The organism is Paenibacillus ihbetae, from assembly GCF_002741055.1.
GTDB classification, from domain to species: domain Bacteria; phylum Bacillota; class Bacilli; order Paenibacillales; family Paenibacillaceae; genus Paenibacillus_AQ; species Paenibacillus_AQ ihbetae.
This window is the reverse complement of the sequence record NZ_CP016809.1, coordinates 2,200,682-2,217,221: the sequence shown is the minus strand read 5'-3', so window position 1 is coordinate 2,217,221 and position 16,540 is coordinate 2,200,682. Positions and strand designations below refer to the sequence as shown.

Genomic DNA, 16,540 nt, shown 5'->3' with positions numbered 1-16,540 from the left:
TTTTTTATGCGAGGTTTTTGCAGAATCCTGTTATGCGTTAAATGTTAGAAGTTCATATAAATAAATTCCTGCGTTTCTCCGGAAAAAAAGATAATACCAAGCACGACGGCGATCAGGACGACGGCTCCGCCGAGCGCCAGACCGACCATGATCAGCGCCCGTATGACACGATCCGTAAGGCTGCGGGCTTTCGCTTCCGCCGCTACGCTATGGGGCTGCAATTCCATAATTCTTCATCCTCGTATACAAGATTTCGCCAAACCGGTAACTCCCTTGGTCGATCAGATGGGCCGGGTCGCGATAATATTCATGCGGAATGGTATTGATCGCTTCTTGATTAAATTCGATAAAGGGGTAGCCTCTTGATTCTACCAGCTTCTGATAGGCCCCCATCGCTTCCGTATACTCGCTCCAATGGAATAGCTTCTTGTCGGCGATATGCTCCTTATCGAGCGGAGCGGAATAGAACACGGCTTGCTTCTGATGCTCCTCCAGCAGATCAAGCGTTTGCTCGATCATGAACAGCCCGAAGCTGTGTTCTGGATCGAAAGGCTTATTCCAGCGATAGAGCTCTTCGTAGTGTTGGTCGATGCCTTCCTGCTGAGCGTCATTCATGTTGTCATAAGCGGTATACATCGGCGTATAGCTTTCTTCGATCCCTTTTCTTTCATTTTCATTCTTTTGGACCTCCTGGCGGATTTTCTCCATCGGCGTACGGGTCTTGAATAGACGGTAGCTGATCGCGTCGCGGTCATGATAGAGGGTCCATTGATTCAGCAGGTGGGACGTCACCCAATTGTGGGCATTACTCGGAAGCGACTCGCGGTTTTTGTCCGGGAAATCAGCCAGCCAGCTGCGCGGGATCGGCTGCCCCAGCTTCTCCACCAGCGACGGGTAGACAACAACGTTCGGCTCGTTATCCGACACGACGACGATCCCGTAGTTGATCTCAAAGACAACATAATCAACCTTATCGATCATGGAGGCGAGCAGGGCATAGGTCTCCGTAAATCTTCCTCCGGAAATACCGAGATTGATCACACGGCTGTCCTTCAAATGAGCCTGAAGGACGCCGGCCGAGGTGTTCTCCCCTTTTCTTACGGTCGTGCCGAAGAGCGTGGAGGGTCCGAACATGCCGATCACCCTGGTGCCGTCATCCAGATGCTTCTTCAAATATTCGACCCATAACGGCGTATAGACAATGGCATCATAGGTCGGAACGCGCAGCTCTTTCTCCGCATGCGTCACGACTTCTTGTCTCATTTGTTCGACCGCTTGATTCGCCCGAATGCTCAATCCGAGCAATCCGATCAAGGCAAAGGAGATCATCATGACAAACACGGTTTTATTCAGAATGAATTTAGGCAAGACAGCTTACACTTCCATTTCCATCCATATTCGAGTTTCGATAACTTATCGCATGCCAAGCAGCCGGAGCATTAAATCCCATCCGTCTGCGATCGGCAAAATGAAAAATACGCGGCTGATCGTCACTCCAAAGAATGTAATCAAAATCGCGACAGTGACCGTCACCGGCTTCAGCCATTTCGGAACGGGCTTTAAAGCAGGCTTCAGCTTCTTTACATAAAAGCGGTGCACGCACAACATCACGCCGTGAAACATGCCCCAGACCACGAAATTCCAGGCGGCTCCGTGCCAGAGACCGGAAACGGTCATCGTGGCCATCAGGTTGAAGTAAACCCGGGGAGCAGAGACGCGGCTTCCCCCGAGGGGAAAATACACATAGCGGGTCAGCCATGAACCGAGCGAGATATGCCAGCGGTTCCAGAACTCGGCGATGCTGCGGGCCAGATAAGGGAAGCGGAAGTTCTCCGGGAGGACGATGCCGAACAAGCGGGCGGTCCCGATGGCAATGTCCGAATAGCCGGAAAAGTCAAAATAGATGACAAACGTATAGGCGATCAGCGAAATCCAGAGTCCTCCGGTATCTGCCCCGGCGATGCCGGACGCCGAATAGACAGGCTGCGCCAGGATATCAATCGAGCCGGCGAGGACGAGCTTTTTGAACAGGCCGATCCCGATCCGAATGACGCCGACCAGCAAGTGGTCCACGTGAAATCTCGCTGTTAGCTGTGAATGAAACGTCTGAAATTGCTTAATGGGGCCGGCCACCATCGTCGGGAAGAAGAAAATGAACGACAACAGACCCTCCGGCCGATGCCCCGGCAGCGTTCCGCGTTTGCGTTCAACCAAGTAATGAATCAGCTCGAACGTAAAGTAGGAAATGCCGAGCGGGAGCACAATCTGCTCTGCCTTAGGCAAGAAGGGCTGATGAATAAAACCGAATAGATTATGTAACGTATCCAGCATCATATTCGTGTACTTGAAATAGCCAAGGACCAGAATGGCGGTAAGGATCCCTGCGGGATAAATCCATCGCCTGCCCCATTTCGCTGCAGATTTCACGACAATAATCGCAATGACAACTTCCGCAAGCAGCAGGAACAGGTAAGCACCTGCAAAATTGTAGTAAAAAGCGACACCTGAGGCAAAGAGCACCCAAGGTCTGACACGTTGCGGCACGAGGTGGTACGTGACGACAGCCACGAGCACGAACAGCCAGTAAAACCAATCCGTATACATCATAATTTTTCCGTATCCACCATCCAAGCCGTCAAAAATACGTAACTTTATACCCTTGTTCATGTTACACGATCCATAAGTCGAAGCCTATGGAAATTTTATGAACAAGTTTAAATTATTGACGAATGATACATTAAAGTGCGTAACTTAAGCTATGAAGGCTTCGTGAGCTAACCGCCATCCTGGGTATTTACGGGGGCAGTTAATACGAAGTGCAGCAGCAGTCCGGGCCAATATTCTATCGAACTCATTATAAGACGATCCCTTGGGAAAGCACAGCACATAGAGTAGACGGATCCATTTCAATAAAAGTTGCAACCGGATATAGGTCAAGAGAATCGTCTACAAAGGTTGTTGTGAAAAAAAACTGCCCTTAAACCGGCAGGTTTTCTTTCGTTACGTAATATCAAGTATCATGCAGTCCTAGTTTTTCGTGGCTCGAAAATTACACTTAAAGGCTTACTTCTCCTCCGTACGGCAGCCTTGGAATTCCTCCAAAACCTTGGATTTGTCTCCGTACATCTTATCCAGGTGATCCTCTCCCCAATAGCATAACAGGTCCAGCGCGGGCTTTAATCCCCAGCCGTAAGGCGTTAGCTCATACTCCACTTTAGGCGGGACCTCGTTATATACCTTCCGTGTCACGATCTCATCCTTTTCCAGGCCTCTGAGCTGGGTGGTCAGCATTTTTTGAGTAATGCCGGGAATTAACCGGCGAAGCTCAGACGTACGTTTCCGCCCTGTCATCAGATGGTAGATGATTAAAGGCTTCCATTTCCCTCCCATGACCTCTAAAGCCGCTTCCACACCGACTTGATATTTTTTCCGAGCGCTGTTGTTCATCGGTTCCGTCATCTCTCATCCTCCAATCCCGTTTATCCATTGCTCAGGCCAAGATTCAAGGGATTCCCCCAGGGAACTTCCGTGTTCCTATGGCACATGTATCTTCCTATAGCACATCAAAGTGCGTACTTCCGGATCATTTTCCTACTGTTTATAATAACAGCAGCCAGGGGTCATGGCTACAAATCAGCTGCTTAAGAAAGGTAGTGAAGATGCAAGCATGAGAGTACTAACCGTTGTTTCTCACCCGAGAAAAGATTCCTTGACCTTTAAGGTTGCCGATCGTTTCGTACAAGGTCTTGCCGAGGCTGGCCATGACTATGAGATATTGGATTTGCACGGGATTGGTTTTGATCCTGTCCTTAAAGGCGCTGATGAACCCGATTGGTCCGCTTCGGTCCAGACCTTTTCCCCTGAAGTGGAAACGGAAATAAGGCGGTTGAAGGAGCATGATGCGTTGGCATTGATTTTCCCCGTCTGGTGGTGGCATCTGCCGGCAATGCTAAAGGGGTATATTGACCGTGTATGGAACAACGGGTTTGCGTACGGTGCGAACCACCTTCATCATCAGCATGCCTTGTGGATTGGTTTGGCTGGCGCTTCGGAAGAACAGATGAACAAGCGCAGCTATGGTGAGATGATTACGCATTTGCTGAATGTGGGAATCGCTGATTATTGCGGTATTTCCAATTCCAAGGTTGAATTCTTGTATGAGACCCTGGAATCCGAGCCTGCTCATTACGACATGTTGCTGGATCAAGCTTATCGCTTAGGGTTGAATTATGGCAAGGACGGCCAATCTCGGAAAAACGCATCTCCATGAAGAGGTGCGTTTTTGTGTGCGATGGCTTATTGGGATCAATCGACATTAGTTATGAGCTTACGCTTCACTTTAAGAGCGCCAAATACCCACTGAACCATATCCTCATCCAGATGTTTTTGTATGGTTTGTTTATGCTTATGATAATTGTCTTCGGTAATGTATACGTTCATTTTATTAAGCTTGGTATTCATGCCGACCCCTTCTAGATTCAGCTCTGCTGCCAAAGCGGATAAGGCTTCCTTAGAAGCTAACAGCTGCTCTTGGGTATATTTCACTTGTTGAAATTTGACGTTATCCTTGAACTTCGCAATCGCTTTGATGGTTTCTTGATTAGCTGCTGACGTGTCTGTCAGCAAAATCACGTTATTGCCATGTTCATCCGTATAAACGCCGCCGTAAATATCGTCCATGTTGGCGTTAATGAATGTTTGGATCCGTGCACGGTCATCAAGAAGCTCCGGTCTCGGTGCGCTGTCTTCCGGGAAAGCCTGAGCTGCCGCATTTTCGGGTGCAGGACCTGCTTCCACGGGAATTTCTTCTGAAAGGACGGGAGGCTGCCCGTTAACGCCTTGTGCCGATATCGAGCTTGAGATAAGAGACAGAGACACTAGAATGGTCAAACTAAAAGGATTTAGGAATCGTGAATTTTTCATACCAACTCTCCTCTGCTTCCATTTCTTTTGAACAAAATAGGCTCACTTCACCATGCTCGATTTATCTTTGACGCCATAACCTATTATTTATCCTTAGTCGGGATCAGCTACTTAGACGCAAATTTCATGGCCTTTGTTGCAGGGAAATCTGTGCCTGCCTATATCACTACACATGGATACATATCTGAAAAATGCAGCGAAAGAATGCTTGAGGACTGCGTGGACGACTATTTGCGACATTGTCACTTGAACACGAGCCATGTTGAAAGCCCTTCTAGCGAAGGGTTTTTAATTCGTTTATACTGGTAGAGCCAATTTACTTTCTAGGAGTTGTCTGCCGAACTATGAACAAGAAAGAAGTCGCACATATACGCAAGCAGTTTAAGATGGATAATGATTTGCTGAATATTGAGGATATTCTCAACGTGTACATTATGAAGGAAACCAATGAAATCTATCACTGGGAGCGGCTGCCGTTTGGTCTGCTGGATCGAGAGAAGCAGGAGCTGCATATGGGCAATTTCAAGAAACTGCTGACCGGTGAGCTGGATCATAAGCTGTTTGAATTGAAGTTTCAGGAGGAGGCAGGGGAACCTACGCGGGCGATGCTTCATCAAGGCTTGTCGACAGGAGATCCGGAAGAATGGCAGGACCTGATGCTGATGCTGGTGGACAAAATGATGGCGGATACCAAGTATGAGCGAGATACGGTGATCACCTTCGTTCGCGGACAATATTACCGGCCGACCAAGGCCCGGAATGAGGAAGCCGAGGAGAGTGAGAAGGACGAGGTGTTCGGGCATCCGTTCATTCTATGCAGCGTGAATTCCACAGAGAAACAGCGGAAGACGCTCTTGTTCGATTATGTGGAGAAGGAATTCAAGTACAATGTCATGGTGGACCCGGTTATCAAATTGAGTTCCCCGGAGCAAGGGTTCTTCTATCCCAGCGTGACCGACAATTACTCGGATGTGAACCGTATTCTGTATTGTACGGGAAAATCCAATTTCCCGGATCAGGATTTCATCGAACAGGTCTTGAATGCCGAGAGGTCCATGACCGCAATGGAGGAGAGAGGCATCTTCGAAGAAATCGTGAAGGAAGTGGCTGGCGAACAGCTGGACTCGGCTACCCTCGCGCAGGTGTATGAGGAGATCAACCATGTCATTGAAAGCCACCAGGAGGAGGAAGAGCCTCCGAAGCTGGATTATAAAGATGTGGAACGCGTGCTGACCGTAAGCGGCGTAGAGAACGTGACGTCGGAAAAAGTGGAACAAGCGTTTCAAACGGTTGTCGACGATACGAATTATGAACTGAAGGCCAGCAGCGTGATGCCGAAATTTTCGTCAAAGTCGATTAAGATCGATACCAAGGTGGCCACGATTTCGATCAGCCCGCAGGATTTACGATATGTGAAGCAGGTGAATTACCAAGGGAGACGCTGCATCCTGATTGAGGTCGACGAGGATGCCGTCATCGAAGGCTTTACGCTTAGTACGGAAACGCTATTATAGACTCGTTCATTGTACGCAAGTGCTCTAATTTCGGACGGAAGATTAAGAGTCATGTAGGTTGTTAACCTGCGTGGCTCTTTTTTTGCGTTAAGGATGCTTCCGGAGAAGCCAGCAACGAAGATCATATCTCCTTCTGTAGACCGATACGAAAATACATCGGCTGCCGGAAGCAGCATCCATAATGTGGGATATGATGGAAATGCGAAGGATAACTAGCGACTAGCGTGCATCGGTGGTTCTTGATAAAGAGACTGGGAATGGCGGGCAGCTCCATTCCAGAAATTAATTGTGGGGAGATGTAAGAAGTGACAACGTTCATCGAATTCAAAAACGTAACCAAGACATACCAAATCGGCGAAGTGACGATTCAAGCTCTTGCGGGGGTTGATTTTTCGATCCGGGAGGGGGAATTCGTCGTTATTCTAGGGGCCAGCGGGGCAGGGAAAAGCACGATTTTGAATATCCTCGGCGGGATGGATACGGCGACCTCGGGGCAAGTGTTGGTTGGGGATCAAGAACTGACAGGGTGGAACGAGAAGAAGTTAACCGAATACCGCGGCGAGCGGGTGGGCTTTGTCTTTCAATTCTATAACCTGATTCCGAATCTGAATGCCCTGGAGAACGTTGAATTTGCGACAGAGGTATGTAAGGACCACCTGGATGCCCGCGATATTTTGCATCAGGTTGGGCTGGCGAATCGCATGAAGAACTTCCCGTCCCAGCTATCCGGCGGCGAACAGCAAAGAGTTGCGATCGCAAGAGCGGTTGCCAAGAATCCCGCGCTTCTCCTCTGCGATGAACCCACCGGTGCCTTGGATTATGTGACAGGGAAGTCGGTCTTGAAGCTTCTTCAGGATTTGAACAAGGAAACGAAGAAATGCGTCGTTCTGGTCACCCATAATTCGGCCATCGCGCCGATGGCGGATAAGGTGATCCGGGTCAAGAGCGGGAGGATCGAGAGAATCACGATCAATGAGCATAAACAAAGCGTTGAAGGGATCGAGTGGTGATGAGGACGTTAGGGCTGAAACTATTACGGGATATGAAGCAGTCGATCGGTCAATTCGTAGCCATCGTATTGGTTATCGCGGTGGGAGCTTTTTTCTACACGGGGCTGGTCACCTTGAGCAGCAATCTGAGCGCCTATACGACGGGATATTTTGCAGAGTATAACCTGAGCGACTTGAACGTCTATTACAGTCATATTTCACCCGAGGAAGCCGCCGGTTTACGAGAGATTGAAGGCATTCAACATATCGAAGGGCGTTACACGGTCCAAGCGGAACAGGCTTTTGAGGATGATAAAGCTTCATTAACCGTGCATTCGATCCCTGTACCTAATGAAATCAACACCTCCAAAATGATGGAGGGCAGGATGCCATCTGCGCCGAATGAGATTCTGTTGGACTCCCATTATGCTGACGCGCATCATTACCGTGTCGGTGATTCCATCACCCTCCGCGTGAATGACAAGGACATGACGTTCGCGATCAGCGGCTTGAACGAGAATGTGGAGCATGCCAAGAAAAACGAAACCCAGGACCATCACGCTTTTGGAATAGCCTATATCCCCGAAGAGACCATACCCCAAATTGCAGACAGCTTCTTCTATAATGAGATCCTGATCGATGCCAAGGACGGTTACGACATTGACAGGCTGGGCCAAGCCATTGAAGCGCATTCCCGGTCCCTCCCTTATGTAAGCCAGGTCAGCAAAGAACGGACCTTCAACTATTCCCAGACCCAGCAAACGATCCATAACAATAAGCTGATGAGCAGGGTAATCCCGATCGTTCTCTTTGTAATAGAAGCGGTGATCCTGTTTCTGATCATGTCGAGGATTATCGACTCCCAGCGGAATCAAGTGGGCATTATGAAGGCATTAGGCGTGAAAAATCGGAGCATCATGCTCCATTACATGGGCTACCCTGTGCTCGCAGGTGTCATCGGCTCCATTCTGGGCTATATAGTCGCCGCCGCCCTGTTCATCCCGCTCATTACAACGTCGATTGGAAGATCCTACTCCCTGCCTGACCTGACGTTTTCCCTTTCGTTGTTGTCGATCCTTCCTCCAATCGTTTGCTCCAGTGCCTTTGGCATGCTGTCCTGTTATTTGAGCGGTAGAGCGGTACTACAAGAACGCGCTGCCCAGGCGATGCGTCCGAAGCCGCCCAAGAAGATGAAGAGGCTGCTTATTGAGAAAATTCCGGGGATGTGGAGCCGGCTGCCTTACAGCTACAAGATCATTCTGCGAAATATTTTTCTAAATAAACAAAAAGCATTAGCGAGCTCCGTTGGCGTTGTGGTGAGTACGGTTTTATTGATCACGGCGTTTGGCACGCAGACGGCCCTGCTCAAGGTAGCCGGCCAAATTGAAGAGGTCTACACGTATGATTTGCGTATTGATTATGCGGCGGGAGCGTTCCCGGATCCGGCAAGCCTGCCCTCCGGCATTGCTGACCGTTATGGGTTGTCCACTTACCCTGTAGAGCTTATCAAGGGGGATGACCAAGAAAACGCTACGCTTGTGGTTACGGAGCAAGAAAATCAGCTGATTCACTTTTATGATGAACAAGGCAATCGGATATCGTTAGGGGATCATGGCGTGCTGGTACCGAAATCTTACGCGGATCAATACCGGATTTCTGAAGGGGATACGATCCAGCTTCAATTCACCGCACCGGAGGTTAACCAAACCCTTGTCGAGATGAAGGTTCTGGACATCTCCACCCAGTATTCGAATCCGTCGTTCTACAGCACCCCGGCTTATATGAAGAGCTTGGGGATCGACTATCATCCAACCTCGCTGTTAGTGAGCGTTCATAGTGCAGCCGATCTGGCGAGCGTTCGCAGCTTCTTTGAGCAACACCCGCAGGTGGATGCCATTGCAGACAAGGATGATCTCAAAAAATCCGCGCAATATATCCTGAAGCAAAACAGCTTTATCTTCATCATGTTTATCATCTGTGCCGTCATTCTGTCCTTCGGTGCCATCTACACGATCTCTTCCATTAACATTTATGAACGGAATCGTGAGCTTGCCACCCTGAAGGTGCTGGGCTATCCCAAACGTAAAATCAACCGGCTGATTTTCTCTGAAAACATGCTGTTAACCGCTTTTGCGGTCATTGTCGCGCTGCCGATCAGCGGCTATGTCTATTCCATCATCATACAGGCGCTTTCGAGTACGCATCAGCAAATCCCGGATCAACTAAACCTCGTGATCCTGCTGGCATCGGTTGTTCTGGCGTTTATCCTGACCCTGCTCTCCAACCTGATGCTGCGAAAGAAGGTGACGCGGATTCATATGATTGAGTCGTTGAAGGGTGTGGAGTGAATGGGATTCCGGGCGGTGGGCTGTACAAGGTTGAGAAATAGGTCGTCACCCTTGCCTAGGGCGGCCTATTTCTTTTTGTTTTGGCTCAGTGCTAAGATTAAATATCACCCGAAATCATGGTATGATTGACCTTCACCCAAGGGTAATATTTTCAATTAGGAGGAACCATGTCCTGGAGCAAATTGAAGCAACAACTGGAGAGCTTTCTCTCTCCTGCGTTACATGGAAGGGTCGAATACCGGGCAACCAGTTATCGTTATCTGCCTGGCAAACCCGGAATCTGTTATCTTGCCGTAGATAAGAAGAACGTGCTCAATATGAGCGAGACCACGGGTTCCATCCGCTGGTATCAGACTGAGCAGGAAATAAAGAATGATCCGGATCTCCAAATTCCTATCAGCCAGGAGGAAATTGAAGCGATCCGCAAGGAAACCAAGGGGACCGTTCCCGAGGAGCGTCTGCAAGTCATCGCAAGAAACCGAAAAATAACAGAGCTTGCAAAAGAGCTTTTGACGGCACAGGCCGCATTAAGCAAATCCAATTTTGTGACTACAGCGAATAAGTTCTTATCTACTTCTATAGAAGAAAGCTTGGAGAGCGATGATATCTTATTGAATATTTTAGCTTTGATGGACAGACGAGTCGGCAAAAAGCGCATGTTGAACATGGCCGAGAAGATGAAGCTAAAGCATCCCGCTGTGCAGTATTTTTATGAGCTGCGGCGCAGTACGTTGTGAACGAACCATTTAAAAACACAGCAGCATATCATTTTGGATATCCTTATCTGAATTCTGCAACTTCACTATTTAAGTTGGCTTGCTATACATTTTTCGCACCTTTTTGCTATAGCTTTTAGCTATAACTAGTCATATTCTTTTGGTATGCCTTCTAACCCCGCTCGTCGTGATATGATCATCGTATACAACGAGGGGGGTTATTACATGACTGATAAGTTTCAGATCGTAGGAAGTTTGTTGCGTCCTGAAGAGCTGCTGAAATATAAAAAGCAAATTGAACATCGTGATGATATCCAGTATCCGTTTTATGAAAATTTTGAAGGGTATGCCAAGTGCGAGACCGAGGCCATCAAAGAGGTCGTGAAGAAGGAAATCGAGCATAACCTGTCGGTTATTACGGACGGCGAATTTTCCAAATCGATGTGGCATCTCGATTTTGTATGGGGCTTTGGCGGAGTAGAGCGTTATATCGCGGATCATGGCTACTTCTTCCGGGATGTGGACGGAACCTCGAAATATGAAACCCGCAAAGATATTGGATTGCGTATTACTGGCAAACTGAGCGGAACGAATCATCATTTCATCAAGCTGTTCAAACAGCTTCAGGATTTCGCAGGCGATCACCAAACGAAGCTTTGCGTACCGTCTCCTTCCCATATTTTCGGCGAGCTCTCCTGGTCGGATAACATTGGCGGAACGGATGCCGTTTATCAGAACAGACAGGAGCTCAAAGAGGGCCTTGTAAGCGCGTATAAGGAATTCGTGGAGGAATTCGCAGCGGCGGGCGGCACGATCCTGCAATTCGATGATTGCTTATGGGAGCTGTTTGCAGACGATAACCCGAACTCTCCGTTTACCGGGGAGCATATTAACCAAGCGGAAGTACAGGGTCTCGCCACCGAATTTATTGAACTAAACAATACATTGATTGACTTCGGTCATAGCCTCGGGTTGAAAATGTGGACACACAACTGCCGCGGGAACTATGATTCCCGGAACATGGGCGGTGGATCTTACGCGAAAATCGCCAACCTGTTCCTGAAGCAATTGAAATATGACCGCTTCTTCCTGGAGTGGGATGATGAGCGTGCGGGTTCGATTGAAGCGCTGGAGGTTTTCAAGGACCGGCCGGAAACGGAGATTGTACTGGGCCTTCTGTCTTCCAAAACAAATACGCTCGATGATGAAGCCCGCGTCATCCGTCTGCTTGACGAAGCATCCAAAATCATTGACAAGGATCGTCTGCTGCTCTCGCATCAATGCGGCTTTGCATCCTGCGATGGCGGTAACGAGCTAAGCGAAGCCGAGCAATGGGCAAAAATCGATCAAGGTCAAAAGATTGCCGAGCAATATTGGAATAACTAAATTCGAATAAATATCATGGAGCTAAAAAGGGATGACTCAGAGGGCTGCTAACGGCCCCGCGAGGCATCTCTTTTTGTATGCGGCGTGTTGTACGCAGCGAGTTACTGTTCCCCCGTTCACAGGCAGAAGTCCCGAATCAGGACGTGACCACTGGATATAGATCGTGAATATGGATTGAGTGCATAGCTTCCACCATACATCCCGGCTTCAATGGCCGATTCCGTAGGCTATTCAAGCCCGAACTGTCGTATCGAACAGGAGAAGCTCTCGCTTATGGAGAAGTTATATGTTTCCAGAGAGCTTGCGCAAACCGGTTACGAATAAATGGGTGATCGGCCATAAGAGCATGAGGGGAGAGGAAATATTGACATATAACCATGATCTGTTGAACAAAGAGCAGCTGCTCAAGGAGCTGGATTTGCTGGGTTACTCGGACAGGATGAAGCGGATGGCGCTTCTGGGGCGCCAGTATAAAGGAGATGCGGATTTTTCTGCGCTGCTCATATCCTTGCTCGAAAGCGGCACCGCCTATGAGGCGCATTTGGCATTGACCGGTGCGGGTGTAGTAAATGATGCGCGTGCGGTTTTGTTTGCCCTGAAGCACCCGAAGGCAGGGGTCAGAGGACGGGCGGCCAGATTACTGCCGGAGGTGGTGACAGCTCCGGACTTTTCGGTTGAATCCGAAATCGTGCAGATGTCCTATCATTGCCGCCGTCAACTGCTGCGGAGCATCGTAAATACCCGTCGCCAGGATTGGGCGGAACGGCTGCTGCCGCTCGTGCTTGACCGTTGGGGGGCGCAAGAAGCCTCTTTATTATTAGCCGCGTGCAGCGAAGAGATGGTTCGCAGCAGGCTTCCTGAGCTGGGGTATGCGCTACGCCATTGGCGGCTTGTAACGAAGCGCTATCCCGATCTGGCTGCAGCGTATTTCAAGAATGCTTTGCAGAACGCAACGCATCGGGAAAAGGTCAGCGTATGGTGGACGCTCTCTTCCGCGATTGAGGTACTGGGTGTTTCAAGGCCGGCAGTCGTGTTGGAATGTGCCTTGAAGCTTGGACCGACGGATATGATTCATCCCGTACTCAAGTTGCAATTGGGCATACTGATTCAGGCCAGCCCTGCGGACGTATTCGAGCTGCTGACACGTGAGGATGCGCGTGAACAGCTTTTGAATCAAGGCATTCCGGCAGGAGTTTTGAAGAAGAGAAGATGGTTCACCACAGCGCAGTGGACCACGCTGACGACTTTGCTTGCAGATCGGCCTGAGCATGTTGCCAAGGTGCTGGATACCCTTGCCCCGTCTTGCCGTGAAGCGATGTTTGATGCCGCTTATAAGGAGGATGAGCGGAAGACGCGTATGTTCCCTATGCCGCTGCTGGATGTACTGCCGCATCGGCTGCGCGACAAGGAAGCCGCCCGCATGCTGGGGCTTCGCGATGTTCGCGATCATCGGGATAGCATGCTCGAAACGACGGCGCGTCGTTTCATTGCGAATGCCAGGGAGAAGCTGGTGCAGGCCGTCCAGGTGTCAAATAGCGATGAGCGTGCTGCGGCCTATGCCCACCTCGTTCGGAGTACGGCGTTATCCCGAAGCGGAATGGATGAGACGCTGCGCTTCCTGACCCGGATCAAGAACGACCAGGATCCGGTGCGCTGGCAAGTGATGGTCGAGCTCTCGAACTGTCCTGCCCCCATGTTTAAGGAAGAGCATGTGAACGATCTGACTGTGCTGGTGGATAGCGTCGTGGAAGCGAGAGACACTTCGTACGGGACAAGGTCGGCCACGGAGAAGCTCGCTTTTGCCCTGCTGCGTGCACATGCACTGGAGCCGAAGAGCGAGCTGTTCAAATTCGCTTTGAGAACGTTCGGAAGATTGACGATGCGGGACGGTCAGTTGGCGCTCTTCTTGATGGATTGGGAGAGCATACCAAGCTCTGCGCTGGAAGCGTTGTTCGATGAGATTTACGCCTTTGGCGTAGAAGCGAACAAGCGCGAAAACGTGAGTGTGGTCCTGCGTATGGCGAATTTTTTCGGGAAAGCCGTGGATCGATTGCCGAAGCTGCAGCTTCTGCTGGAAGAGCTGATGGATTCCAAAACGGTATCGCCGCAGGCGGTCCATTATTGGCTGGCACCGTACAGAACGCGGGATGAGAGAGTTAGAGAACTGCTGGACAGAGACCCATCCTTCATCTCATTCCACGACGTATTTAAGCATCTGCATCTGAAGCGTCAGGAATGGCTGGACCCGTTCATCTCGGGGCAAATCATCCAAGGCAAGCATTTATCGGGAAAAACGATTTATGTTGTGCCCGCCCACAATGGGTTTCACCGGTGGCTGCCGCGTCAGCAAAAGGCACTAGCCTCCCTCTTGGAGCGGGTGGCATTGGATGCCAAACGAAGCTTCCATGAACGTGCAGCGGCGATGCGAAGCTTGGCCGTCATGCCGGATTATCGCTCTGATCAATTCGAGGTTCTGCTGCAGGACCAGGAAGTGCATGTCGTCGAGGCAGCGCTTCACGCCTATTCGTTAGGGGAAGAGCCGGAGAAGGCACTTCCTGTATTGCTGGGCAACCTGGATGGAGACCGTGCCAGGGTTGCCATGTACTCGATCCCCAGATGCATGCGCAGGGTGAGCCCGATGATGTTGACGTCCACGCTGTCGGACCTGCTGAACCGGGAGAAGTTGAAGATCACGGTCAGAAAAGAGGTCATCCGGCTCCTTGGGGCTCATAAAAGCAGTGAGAGCATGGCGCTTCTCATCCGTGAATACGAAAAGCCGAATGTGCACAAAGACGTGATGATCGCCATCGGGCATGCTGCCAGACAATGGCTTGATAATGAACGCAGCTGGTCCATGATGCGTGCCATGGCTGCTTCGCCGCAGCGTGATATCGCAAGAAGCCTGCTTAACCAGTACCCTGGCGGACTTCCGGTGGAGGCTCGGCCAAGGTATTTGCAATTGATTGCCGAGATCGCAGGACATCCCGATGCTGTGGTGGCAAGAGAGGCTTTCCAGGCGATGAGCTATTGGGTGAATGGAAGCGAGGAGAAGGTGGCGGCTAGCACCGGCAGAGCGATTCTTGATATGGAGGACAACGCCAGATGGAAGACGGCGATGGATACGCTCGTGGTGGCATGCCGTGACGGCAAGGTAAACGATCGGGTCATCAGCGTTTGCACACAGCTTGCCGGCATGGAGACGAGGGCGGAATGGAATGCTGCGCCGGAGAGAGACCTTCCTCAGCGGCAGCGTCTGGCGGCGTTGATCGACAAGCTGACCTCGTTGCCTCTCAATGCAAGGCGGGTGCTCATTCCTTTATATACGGGCCTGATCGATGCTCTTAAAAAATTCCGAGAAACCCTGAAACCCGCCGTGATCAAGTTATATTTGGCGATGGTGGAATGGAGCGAGGCGGATCAGGCGGCCCTGCATTTGGACCCTGTGATTCAGGTGGTGGACACGCATCCGTATCTGCTGGATCACGTTTACAGACAGATCGCTCAGGCAGCCAATGCCAGCAAGGCGTATTGGAGCCCGGAGGCGATGCTGGATCTGGTGGATCATTTGAAAGATCGGCAGTCGTTTGCGGCCCAATATTTCGGTCTTTCTTTGCTGCAGGTTGCGGGGGCAGCCTTATTGTGGAACCAGGCATGTACCGGCCGTTTGAGAGCGTACCGGAAGCATGAACATGAGGCGATCCGTCTGGCTGCGTTGGATATTTGGACCGTGCGTGAATAGAGGTGAGCGAAGGCGATGCTATATTTAAGGAACTTCAAACTCTCTTCTTCCATTTCCAGCAATCCCAATATATATCCCGATCATGTGTTCAGGCACATCGCAGGGGAAGTTCTGCTGTTTGATCGAATCACAGTGTTATATGGCAGTAATGGCTCAGGCAAATCCACCTTGCTGAATTTAATCGCTAACAAATTGAACATCGCGGGCGCTGAGCGAATGACGAGTTATGGTCACAACGCGTACGCACAGCGGTTTATCGAGGAAAGCAGCTATGAGCTCGGGCATGATGATCAGGAGCATCCCGTATATAAGCTTCCCGAAGGGAGCCGGTACATTAAGTCAGAGGATATATTGTATGAAATCAAGAAAATACAGCAGGAAAACGTGCTTCGCGAAGGGCTGCTGCATGAGCAGCTCGTAAAGGGAAAGAGCAAGGAAGAGGTAGAAGAGCTGGAGCAGTCGTATGAGTTCAAAAAGAAGATGGATATCATTCAATTCGCTCAGGAGAAATATTCGAACGGGGAAACGTCGATGCAGTTTTTTGAGGAGCATTTGCTACCCGGTAAACTGTATTTACTGGATGAACCGGAAACATCGCTCTCTCCGGCGAATCAAATCAAGCTGGCCGAGCAGATGAATGATCTGGCGCGTTATTTTGACAGTCAGTTTATTATCGCTACACACTCTCCCTTTGTTCTGGGTACGCTTCATGCGAAGATCTACAATCTCGATGCCCAGATTTTGCACACGGCAGAATGGTTTGAACTGGACAATGTACAATTCTTTTACCGATTTTTTCATAAGCATCAAAGATTGTTTGAATGAATAGGTTTGAGTTTCCAGAAGAGGTATCCTTCGAGTTGGGATATCTCTTTTTGGTATGGGAATTTTTATCTACCTTGGTCCATTGTCCTGCTTAAATCAT

13 protein-coding genes are annotated in these 16,540 nt (G+C 49.9%); 8 read left to right on the top strand and 5 right to left on the bottom strand.

What is annotated here, in order from left to right:
* Positions 1–44 precede the first annotated feature (44 nt).
* From BBD41_RS10000 to BBD41_RS09985, 4 genes are all read right to left on the bottom strand, one after another.
* A complete protein-coding gene (locus tag BBD41_RS10000; RefSeq protein ID WP_077569684.1) occupies positions 45–227 on the bottom strand; it encodes a hypothetical protein in 183 nt (60 codons plus the stop codon).
* Complete coding sequence (locus BBD41_RS09995; RefSeq protein ID WP_099477483.1) at positions 208–1,368, bottom strand: hypothetical protein; 1,161 nt, start codon at positions 1,366–1,368, stop codon at positions 208–210. Before BBD41_RS09995 ends, BBD41_RS10000 begins: the two co-directional genes overlap by 20 nt.
* 45 nt (positions 1,369–1,413) lie before the next feature.
* Positions 1,414–2,667 carry an MBOAT family O-acyltransferase gene (locus BBD41_RS09990; protein ID WP_223260643.1) on the bottom strand — a complete coding sequence of 418 codons (1,254 nt, stop codon included), beginning with the start codon at positions 2,665–2,667 and terminating at the stop codon, positions 1,414–1,416.
* A 396-nt stretch (positions 2,668–3,063) separates the two neighbouring features.
* On the bottom strand, positions 3,064–3,459 hold the full coding sequence (locus BBD41_RS09985) for a winged helix-turn-helix transcriptional regulator (RefSeq protein ID WP_099477482.1): 396 nt from the start codon (positions 3,457–3,459) through the stop codon (positions 3,064–3,066).
* Between the two features lie 208 nt (positions 3,460–3,667).
* On the opposite strand from BBD41_RS09985, the gene BBD41_RS09980 reads away from it, so the two are divergent.
* Entirely contained in the window at positions 3,668–4,270 is a 603-nt protein-coding gene (locus BBD41_RS09980; protein WP_099480553.1) for an NAD(P)H oxidoreductase, read from the top strand.
* 35 nt (positions 4,271–4,305) lie between these two features.
* On the opposite strand, the gene BBD41_RS09975 is transcribed toward BBD41_RS09980, so the two are convergent.
* Entirely contained in the window at positions 4,306–4,923 is a 618-nt protein-coding gene (locus BBD41_RS09975; RefSeq protein WP_157929287.1) for a hypothetical protein, read from the bottom strand.
* Positions 4,924–5,267: 344 nt separating this feature from the next.
* On the opposite strand from BBD41_RS09975, the gene BBD41_RS09970 reads away from it, so the two are divergent.
* From BBD41_RS09970 to BBD41_RS09940, 7 genes are all read left to right on the top strand, one after another.
* On the top strand, positions 5,268–6,437 hold the full coding sequence (locus BBD41_RS09970) for a DUF4317 domain-containing protein (RefSeq protein WP_099477480.1): 1,170 nt from the start codon (positions 5,268–5,270) through the stop codon (positions 6,435–6,437).
* A gap of 305 nt (positions 6,438–6,742) precedes the next feature.
* Positions 6,743–7,447, top strand: coding sequence for an ABC transporter ATP-binding protein (locus BBD41_RS09965; protein ID WP_099477479.1), 705 nt, complete (start codon positions 6,743–6,745; stop codon positions 7,445–7,447).
* Positions 7,447–9,774: an ABC transporter permease gene (locus BBD41_RS09960; protein WP_099477478.1), complete on the top strand. Its 2,328-nt coding sequence runs from the start codon at positions 7,447–7,449 to the stop codon at positions 9,772–9,774. Before BBD41_RS09965 ends, BBD41_RS09960 begins: the two co-directional genes overlap by 1 nt.
* A gap of 167 nt (positions 9,775–9,941) precedes the next feature.
* On the top strand, positions 9,942–10,511 hold the full coding sequence (locus tag BBD41_RS09955) for an SF0329 family protein (RefSeq protein WP_099477477.1): 570 nt from the start codon (positions 9,942–9,944) through the stop codon (positions 10,509–10,511).
* A gap of 204 nt (positions 10,512–10,715) precedes the next feature.
* Entirely contained in the window at positions 10,716–11,876 is a 1,161-nt protein-coding gene (locus BBD41_RS09950; RefSeq protein ID WP_099477476.1) for a cobalamin-independent methionine synthase II family protein, read from the top strand.
* A 286-nt stretch (positions 11,877–12,162) separates the two neighbouring features.
* Complete coding sequence (locus tag BBD41_RS09945; RefSeq protein WP_237087052.1) at positions 12,163–15,615, top strand: HEAT repeat domain-containing protein; 3,453 nt, start codon at positions 12,163–12,165, stop codon at positions 15,613–15,615.
* Positions 15,616–15,630: 15 nt separating this feature from the next.
* Positions 15,631–16,440, top strand: a complete 810-nt coding sequence (locus BBD41_RS09940) for an AAA family ATPase (RefSeq protein WP_077569674.1) — start codon at positions 15,631–15,633, stop codon at positions 16,438–16,440.
* Positions 16,441–16,540 lie beyond the last annotated feature (100 nt).

Coding starts and splice junctions, on each gene's coding strand:
- BBD41_RS10000 (WP_077569684.1), bottom strand. CDS start 227: ATGGAATTGCAGCCCCATAGCGTAGCGGCGGAAGCGAAAGCCCGCAGC.
- BBD41_RS09990 (WP_223260643.1), bottom strand. CDS start 2,667: ATGAACAAGGGTATAAAGTTACGTATTTTTGACGGCTTGGATGGTGGA.
- BBD41_RS09985 (WP_099477482.1), bottom strand. CDS start 3,459: ATGACGGAACCGATGAACAACAGCGCTCGGAAAAAATATCAAGTCGGT.
- BBD41_RS09980 (WP_099480553.1), top strand. CDS start 3,668: ATGAGAGTACTAACCGTTGTTTCTCACCCGAGAAAAGATTCCTTGACC.
- BBD41_RS09975 (WP_157929287.1), bottom strand. CDS start 4,923: ATGAAAAATTCACGATTCCTAAATCCTTTTAGTTTGACCATTCTAGTG.
- BBD41_RS09970 (WP_099477480.1), top strand. CDS start 5,268: ATGAACAAGAAAGAAGTCGCACATATACGCAAGCAGTTTAAGATGGAT.
- BBD41_RS09960 (WP_099477478.1), top strand. CDS start 7,447: ATGAGGACGTTAGGGCTGAAACTATTACGGGATATGAAGCAGTCGATC.
- BBD41_RS09955 (WP_099477477.1), top strand. CDS start 9,942: ATGTCCTGGAGCAAATTGAAGCAACAACTGGAGAGCTTTCTCTCTCCT.
- BBD41_RS09950 (WP_099477476.1), top strand. CDS start 10,716: ATGACTGATAAGTTTCAGATCGTAGGAAGTTTGTTGCGTCCTGAAGAG.
- BBD41_RS09945 (WP_237087052.1), top strand. CDS start 12,163: ATGTTTCCAGAGAGCTTGCGCAAACCGGTTACGAATAAATGGGTGATC.
- BBD41_RS09940 (WP_077569674.1), top strand. CDS start 15,631: ATGCTATATTTAAGGAACTTCAAACTCTCTTCTTCCATTTCCAGCAAT.